A 7,529-nucleotide genomic window follows, 5' to 3' on the forward strand; every position below is an offset into this window, starting at 1 on the left:
AAATTTTACTGATTTTTGTTTATCTGTATATAACCTGATGAGATTAGTTACCGAAAAGGAATCGAATTACAATAACCTGGAGCAAATGCCGGTGGGTGAATTGCTGCGTCATATTAATGATGAGGATAAAACCGTAGCCTACGCAGTGGAAAAAGCAATGCCCAGTATCGAAAAACTGGTGAATGTAGTGACCGACCGTATGAAAAAAGGCGGACGGCTGTTTTATATTGGCGCGGGTACCAGCGGCAGGCTTGGTGTGGTGGATGCATCCGAATGCCCGCCTACCTATGGCGTACCCTTTGATTGGGTGATAGGCATTATTGCCGGCGGCGATGGCGCTATACGCCGCGCCGTAGAATTTGCCGAGGACGACCCCGAACAAGCCTGGATTGATATGCAGGAATACGATATAAACAGCAAGGATGTGGTGGTAGGCATAGCAGCATCGGGTACAACGCCTTATGTAATTGGCGGCCTGCGCATGGCTAACAAAATGGGTTTGGCAACGGGCTGCATTGTATGTAACAGCGGCGGCCCTGTAGCGGCCGAGGCACAATACCCGGTAGAGGTAATAGCCGGACCGGAGTTTGTAACAGGATCTACCCGGATGAAGGCCGGTACCGCGCAAAAAATGGTGTTAAATATGCTGAGCACGGCCGTAATGATAAAGTTAGGCCGTGTAAAGGGGAATAAAATGGTGGATATGCAACTCACCAATCATAAACTGGTTGACCGCGGTACCCACATGGTAATGGACGAAACCGGTTTGGATGAGGATGCCGCCGCCGATCTGTTAAAAGAGTATGGCAGCGTACGTAAAGCCGTTGAACAGCATACGCGTGTAATACAGGGCAAATAGAGAATGTGCAGATGTGCGTATATGCAGATGTGCGAATGATGAAAAAAATATGCAGATGTGCGTATATGCAGATGTGCGAATGATGAAAAAAATATGCAGATGTGCGTATATGCAGATGTGCGAATGATGGAATAATTAAAAATTTAAAAAGGTGCAGTATGTAGTGCCGTTGCAAATCATTTGCACATACGCACATTTGCATATCTGCACATTGGTACCATGCACGAGATAGAACCATATTACAGGTGGCGGGATGATTATATAGCAGCCGAAGACATGCAATCGCCGTTCTACTCTACCCAATATAACGAGTTTGAGTTTGACAAGCAGTTATATAACTATCTGATACACCCGCAGTGGGATTCGTTTGGATCGAATACCCTTTACCTCAAAATATTATTTGTTGATTACGACCGCGGCTATAGCATTATTGAGCTGATAGGCGAATGGAACGACGCCATTAACAATGATATTATGCTGATGAAGCGCGAGCTTTTTGATCTGATGATAGACCAGGGCGTTGATAAATTTATCCTGATTGGCGAGAATGTACTGAACTATCACGCATCCGACGATTGCTATTACGAAGAATGGTTTCAGGAGGTAGAGGATGGTTGGATAGCCGGTATAAATTTCCAGGAACACGTGATCAACGAATTTAAAAACAGCAATATCGACTACTATATCAATTTTGGCGGCGAGCTTAATGACCTGGGCTGGCGCAGCCTGAAACCCATACAGGTGTTTAAAAAAGTTGAAGAACAGATGACAAAGCGTCTTAACTAAATCTTCATTAAAATTGCTTAACTTTATACTACAATTCAATAAAAGGATTAAATAAAAATGGAAATTAAAGAGAAAAACTACACTTATCAAAGTGTGATACAAATGGACGACGAGGTTGCTTCGTCCCGTAAATTTTTAGCCAACGTTTTTTTATGGATGTTTGCCGCGTTGGCCATATCAACTTTTGCGGCTTACGAGTTTGCCAATAACGATGATATGCGGGCATACATAGTTAACCCGGTAACAAACGGTTTAACCGGCTTAGGTGTTTTAGCCTTATTCTCGCCTTTGGCGTTTGTGCTAATAATTAGTTTTGGGTTTAACCGGATATCATATCCCGTACTGGCTGTATTGTTTATCGTTTATGCCGCAGTTTTAGGTATTAGCCTTTCGGGTATATTGTTAATCTATACTGCATCATCTGTATTGAGCGTATTTTTAACCGCTACTGTATTATTTGGTGTAATGGCAATAGCCGGTTATACTACCAGTACCGATCTGACCAAATTTGGTTCACTGCTGTTTATAGCCCTGATAGGTTTAATTGTGGCTTCGTTAATCAATATGTTTTTACACAGCGCGCAGTTTGATTATATCCTGAGCTTTTTTGGTGTAGCCATATTTACAGGCTTAACCGCTTATGATGTACAAAAGCTAAAACGCATTGGCGCCGGATTAGAATACGGCGATGCAAATGGTAAAAAACTGGCCCTGATGGGTGCCCTGTCTTTATATCTTGATTTTGTGAACCTGTTCCTGTTCCTGCTGCGCATATTTGGCCGCAGAAGGTAATCCGATAATAAAAGATTTAAAAGCCGTCGGCCTTTGGTTGGCGGCTTTTTTTATGCAGTTTTGTTGCTAACAGTTCCCTCCCACAGGGAGGGGCGCGGTTGGATGTGCGGTAGCAGGGAGGGGTTTATGCGCTTGATGAAACCCCTCCCTACACCCTCCCGACGGGAGGGAATCGCACAAGCCCTGGCTTTACTAATCTCTAATTAACTAATCTCTAATCACCAACCCCATGTCATCCCACCATATCGTACGCGAAAAACAGGAACCGGCTTTACTGATAGCCGGACTGGATAACTTCCCCGACGAATTATTAGGGCAGCTGCTGGAATGGAGCCCTACCGTAGTGGTAACTGCCGCCACTGCCGAGAAAGTGCAGGCTTACGGCATTAAAATAGACTGGCTGGTGGCCGATGAAATGATAGACCTGCAACAACTGGATATTAAACTGATGCCGGTGAATGGTGGCAGTCCTGTCCTTACCGCGCTTAATTATTTAATTGCCGCAGGGTACCATGCCGTAAATTTGATAACTGATGAATTTGACGCGCATCATTATGCCACTATGATTGATCAGATTGACCTGGTGATCTTTTTTGACAATAAAAAGATAGTAGCCGTGCATTCCGGCTTCAGCAAATGGAAACCTGGCGGCGAGCGTATAGAAATTTTGACAGTATCGCACAATTTTGTGTACACCGGATTGTTGCCTGTGGCAGACAATGTTTATGAAACCGTACAGGATGGATTCTTTAGTTTGCAGTTTACAAACCCTTATTTATTAATTGCAGAGCCCCTGGAGTAAAACAGGCTATAAATAAAAAGCCCCCCAGACTTGCTCCGGGGGACTTTCAACCTAAACCTTATCACAATTAAACCGGCAAGATTGCCAGTTCACATATAGTATAGCAACTTCTGTACCAAAACCGGCCGTGCTGCCATAGTTTTTCATCTTAATCGGCTTTTATTCCTGTTTTGTTTAAAGTATTCCGTTTGCGTAAATAAGCATCAAACAGGAACAAGCCCAACACCACATCAAAAAACAGGAAGCCCTGCATCCAGCGGCCACTGAATATACTTTTAACCTGTGGCGCGTTTATTTGCACCGGCATTTTAAAGGTAGTTTGGCTGCTGCCGCTGCTGCTCCAGTTAATATCACGCAAAGTGAAAACTAATAGCGCCAATATGCTTAATACAAAAAAAGCAGCTATGGCATATATAATCCGTTTGTTAATAGCCGCCTTTAAGGGCACACTGGCTTCCTGGGTGCGTATCTGCTCCATTACGTTATAAGTAAAGGCCATTGGCGGCTCGTCCAGTTCAAGGCTGCTAAACTCGTTATGCAGTTGCATCAGTTCGGCATATTGCTGTTTATACTCCTCATCATGAAGGATCAGCCGGCTGATCTGCTCATGCTCTTGCGGGCTACAGGTACCGTCAATATAATTCCAGAGTTTTTCTTCAATGCTGCTCATATCAGTTCGTTTACCTCATGTTTTAACAGTCGTTCCAGCTTTTCTTTTAAACGCTGGCGCGCCCTGAATAGTTTTACCTTAACAGTATTAGCCTCTATGCCCATTGTTTCGCCAATCTCTTCTAACGATTGCTCCCCGTTATAAAACAGGGTAATAATGGTGGCATCATCGGGCAATAGCTGGCCAATGGCTATATTTAAATAGTACGACCGCGATTTATTTTCGGCCAGATTTGTATCCATACCGCCATAGCTATCGGCAACTTGAAGATGAGCGTTCTCATCATCAATAGAATCGGTAGCCACTCGTTTTTTGCGCAGGTGCGTCATGGCTGTGGTATAAACTATGCTATACAGCCAGGTGCTGAATTTAGATTGCTGCTGAAACAAGGCCAGCGAACGGTACGCCTTTATAAAGCAATCCTGGGCAACCTCTTCGGCATCCTCGCGGCTTTTAGTAAAGCGCTGCGCAAGCGTGAACACAAAACGCTGGTGCCGTTTCACCAGGTCGGCATAGGCCGATTGGTTTCCCGCCAGGGTTTGATTGATCAACTCGATATCCGAAAGCTTGTTCTGCATTACTGGTATCTATGACTATACCTGTTTAACACAGGTTACACTAAATTACGGTTTATTTTCACCTCTCCCCGGCCCTCTCCAAATAATATGCGTAATTCAAAGCGAGGGATTGTGCGATTCCCTCCCATAGGGAGGGTGTAGGGAGGGGTTTCATCGCTTGCATAAACCCCTCCCCGCCACCACAAATCCAACCGCACCCCTCCCCATGGGAGGGAACTGTGAATATTCGGCTATAATTACTCCACCTCTACCCCAATCCGTTTAAGCAATAACGACGCGTTAAAGGTTTTGCACTCCCCGTGCTTTATTTTGTAATCAAACAGCATCTCGCCATCTACCACCTGTATATCAAAGTAATAATTGCGCACATAGTCCGGATATTCATCTTCCAGCCGGGCAATTTGCAAATCGTGCGTAGCAACCTGGCCAACCCCTCGTTTTTGGATCAGTTGCTTAATCACGGCTTTCGACCCCAGATACTTATCAACCGAGTTAGTGCCCCGCAGCATCTCATCAATCAGGAAATAAACTTTATCCTCGTGCTCAACCGCGGCCAGCAGCATTTGCAGTCTGTCCAGTTCGGCTTTAAAGGTAGATGTGCTTTCGTTCAGCGAATCTTTAATACGCATATAAGTAATCACACGGATCACCGACAATTCCATGTTATCGGCGCAAACCGGCGCACCGCAAAGGCCCAGTACGGCGTTAATGCCCACTGTACGCAAAAAGGTACTCTTGCCCGCCATGTTCGATCCGGTAATGATATCTATCTTAAAAGCATCGTCCAGTTCAAAATCATTAGCAACCCGGTTTTGGCTGATGAGCGGGTGCGCTATATTTTTGGCTTTATAAGTATAGCCATCACCTGTGGCTATTTGCGGAAAAATCCATTCAGGATAATTACGGTGCAATCCGCCCAGGCTCAGCAAAGCCTCAAACTCGCCAATCACCTGGAAAGCTTCGCCAATACCGTCTTTATTCTGCCGCTTCCAGTCTTCAATAGCGATAATCTGTTTCAATGCCCACAGGAAAAACACGTTCAGGATAAACCCAACGATCAGGATCAGGCTATAGCTCAGTTTATTGATCAGCCGGGATAGTTCTGCAATTTTTTTAGAGGTGCCGCCAGCCATTAACTGATCAGCCAGATGTTTGCACCCCGCCGACTGCCATTGTTCGGCCTCCATCTTTTTAAACACCGTGGTATAACTGTCCAGCACCTGCCCTATTTTATCAGCCACAAAGCCCGATTTAGCTATATAGCTGCCTCTTGATACCAGTATGCCCATATTAAAAATGGCTATCACAATAGCCAGCAGGTTAATAACCGGTACAAATTGCCCGCCAATAATAGCTGCGGCTAACAGGTAAGGCGCCATTTTAATATACGGCTTCAGCCAATTTTCGCCAGGTAAATGCAGGGGCAAACTCAGGTAAGCAAATAAATTATCCAACCGGCCGGCATCGGCCCCGTTGGCAAATAACAGGCGGGCCTGCATATCCAGTTTCCAGTCGGTTTTAGCGGCCAATTCTTTTACGGCCTCCTGCCGGGTTAAAATAGTTTCTTTTTTAGATGGCGATGAAAACCAATCAGCCAGTAAACTTTTACCGGGGAAGGTAGCCGCACGGTTAGTCAGCTGATAAAGCGATAGCTTGCCAAAGATATCCAGATCGGCCGTGTATGGGTGCTTGTCATCGGCAAACTGGCCGCCGTTATCGTAGATATTACCACGGGTAGTTATATTGGCTATCTCGTTCTCGTTCACCTTTTTCAGGTTGGTGAAATACAGGCGCTCCTGTTCAAAAAAGCTTTGGCGCGATACCAGCCATACAAAAGCTATCAGCAATACCATAAACAGCACTACCAGCAAGGCAAACCCAATAATTTTTACCGATAGCCAGATAGCTGCCGCCATCAGCACAAAAATACCCAGACGTAAAAAGGAATAGGTATTAATGAGCTTACTGTATTTATCAATTTGCTGCTGTGCCTGCACTACACGTTGCTGGTAATCCGCTGTAATTGTTTGATCCATTTCGGGCGTAAAACTATTATTTCTTTTGGTGATAATGGTTAAATATCGCTGGTTAAGTTTTGGCTAAAGCCATCAATTTGTTATTTGTGTCCGTCCCATAAATGGGACGGCAATGAATGGGAACTTACATAGTCATCCTTATTCTTCATAATAATCCTAATTTATTGCCGTTGGCTTCAGCCAACGGATAAAAACACAAGGGACTGTGGGCTTTAGCCCAAAGAGTTTGACACAAATCCATTTTCAAATTCATTGCCGTTGACTTTAGTCAACGGATAATTGCCAATACAAGATGGCTTTAGCCAAAAAGGCGGGATTGTGCAAACCCCTCCCTGCCACAACACCATCCACCGCACCCCTCCCAGGGGAGGGAACCGATACCTGGCAATTCTTTCGGACTTTCGGTCTTCCCGTCTTTCCGACTTTCCTCAAATAATCGTTCATTTGTGTTTATGAAGATCACGCTGCTCAGCATTGGCAAAACCGAGGACGCTTATATTAAAGAAGGGATAGATAAATACCTGAAACGGTTAAAGCATTATACCAAACTGGAACTGTTTGACCTGCCCGAACTAAAAAACACCAAAGCCCTAACCCAGGACCAGCAAAAAGCAAAGGAAGCCGAACTAATCCTGAAAAAAGTTAGTCCGACCGATTTTGTGATCCTGTTGGATGAGAAAGGCATGGAACTATCGTCCAGCCAGTTTGCGGCCTATTTAAACAAAAAAGCGATTTCGTCTACCGCCAGCATCATCTTTGTTATTGGTGGCCCCTACGGGTTTGATACTACGGTTTATCAGCGCGCTAACGATAAGCTCTCGCTTTCGCGGATGACGTTCAGTCACCAGATGGTGCGCCTGTTTTTTGTGGAGCAGTTATATAGGGCTTATACCATTATTAAGGGGGAACCTTATCATCATGAGTGATTGGGTCATTGGGTCATTGGGTCATTGGGTCATTGGGTCATTGGGTCATTGGGTCATTGGGTCATTGGGTCATTGGGTCA

At 44.9% G+C, this 7,529-nt stretch carries 8 protein-coding genes; 5 read left to right on the forward strand and 3 right to left on the reverse strand.

Going from position 1 to position 7,529, the window contains the following annotated elements; genetic code table 11:
* Positions 1-37 precede the first annotated feature (37 nt).
* From murQ to AC07M6_RS14170, 4 genes are all read left to right on the forward strand, one after another.
* Positions 38-859 carry an N-acetylmuramic acid 6-phosphate etherase gene (gene murQ, locus AC07M6_RS14155; protein WP_494890413.1) on the forward strand — a complete coding sequence of 274 codons (822 nt, stop codon included), beginning with the start codon at positions 38-40 and terminating at the stop codon, positions 857-859.
* 219 nt (positions 860-1,078) lie between these two features.
* Positions 1,079-1,645: a hypothetical protein gene (locus AC07M6_RS14160; RefSeq protein ID WP_494890415.1), complete on the forward strand. Its 567-nt coding sequence runs from the start codon at positions 1,079-1,081 to the stop codon at positions 1,643-1,645.
* A gap of 57 nt (positions 1,646-1,702) precedes the next feature.
* Positions 1,703-2,437 carry a Bax inhibitor-1/YccA family protein gene (locus AC07M6_RS14165; RefSeq protein WP_494890417.1) on the forward strand — a complete coding sequence of 245 codons (735 nt, stop codon included), beginning with the start codon at positions 1,703-1,705 and terminating at the stop codon, positions 2,435-2,437.
* A gap of 229 nt (positions 2,438-2,666) precedes the next feature.
* Entirely contained in the window at positions 2,667-3,239 is a 573-nt protein-coding gene (locus tag AC07M6_RS14170; RefSeq protein ID WP_494890419.1) for a thiamine diphosphokinase, read from the forward strand.
* 148 nt (positions 3,240-3,387) lie between these two features.
* On the opposite strand, the gene AC07M6_RS14175 is transcribed toward AC07M6_RS14170, so the two are convergent.
* The 3 genes from AC07M6_RS14175 to AC07M6_RS14185 all read right to left on the reverse strand — a co-directional run bounded on the left by AC07M6_RS14175 (position 3,388) and on the right by AC07M6_RS14185 (position 6,523).
* Positions 3,388-3,909, reverse strand: a complete 522-nt coding sequence (locus tag AC07M6_RS14175; protein ID WP_494890421.1) for a hypothetical protein — start codon at positions 3,907-3,909, stop codon at positions 3,388-3,390.
* The gene (locus AC07M6_RS14180) at positions 3,906-4,487 is read right to left on the reverse strand and encodes an RNA polymerase sigma factor (RefSeq protein WP_494890423.1); all 582 of its coding nucleotides are present in this window, start codon (positions 4,485-4,487) and stop codon (positions 3,906-3,908) included. Before AC07M6_RS14180 ends, AC07M6_RS14175 begins: the two co-directional genes overlap by 4 nt.
* Before the next feature lie 236 nt (positions 4,488-4,723).
* Positions 4,724-6,523 carry a MutS-related protein gene (locus AC07M6_RS14185; RefSeq protein WP_494890424.1) on the reverse strand — a complete coding sequence of 600 codons (1,800 nt, stop codon included), beginning with the start codon at positions 6,521-6,523 and terminating at the stop codon, positions 4,724-4,726.
* Between the two features lie 452 nt (positions 6,524-6,975).
* Here AC07M6_RS14185 and rlmH point away from each other — a divergent pair, with 452 nt between their 5' ends.
* A complete protein-coding gene (gene rlmH, locus AC07M6_RS14190) occupies positions 6,976-7,449 on the forward strand; it encodes a 23S rRNA (pseudouridine(1915)-N(3))-methyltransferase RlmH (protein WP_494890426.1) in 474 nt (157 codons plus the stop codon).
* The last annotated feature ends 80 nt before the right edge of the window (positions 7,450-7,529 follow it).

This window comes from Mucilaginibacter sp. GW821-FHT07H05 (genome assembly GCF_059418485.1).

Excerpts from the sequence above, each read along its gene's own strand:
- murQ (WP_494890413.1), top strand. The coding sequence starts at position 38 with ATGAGATTAGTTACCGAAAAGGAATCGAATTACAATAACCTGGAGCAA.
- AC07M6_RS14160 (WP_494890415.1), top strand. The coding sequence starts at position 1,079 with ATGCACGAGATAGAACCATATTACAGGTGGCGGGATGATTATATAGCA.
- AC07M6_RS14165 (WP_494890417.1), top strand. The coding sequence starts at position 1,703 with ATGGAAATTAAAGAGAAAAACTACACTTATCAAAGTGTGATACAAATG.
- AC07M6_RS14170 (WP_494890419.1), top strand. The coding sequence starts at position 2,667 with ATGTCATCCCACCATATCGTACGCGAAAAACAGGAACCGGCTTTACTG.
- AC07M6_RS14175 (WP_494890421.1), bottom strand. The coding sequence starts at position 3,909 with ATGAGCAGCATTGAAGAAAAACTCTGGAATTATATTGACGGTACCTGT.
- AC07M6_RS14180 (WP_494890423.1), bottom strand. The coding sequence starts at position 4,487 with ATGCAGAACAAGCTTTCGGATATCGAGTTGATCAATCAAACCCTGGCG.
- AC07M6_RS14185 (WP_494890424.1), bottom strand. The coding sequence starts at position 6,523 with ATGGATCAAACAATTACAGCGGATTACCAGCAACGTGTAGTGCAGGCA.
- rlmH (WP_494890426.1), top strand. The coding sequence starts at position 6,976 with ATGAAGATCACGCTGCTCAGCATTGGCAAAACCGAGGACGCTTATATT.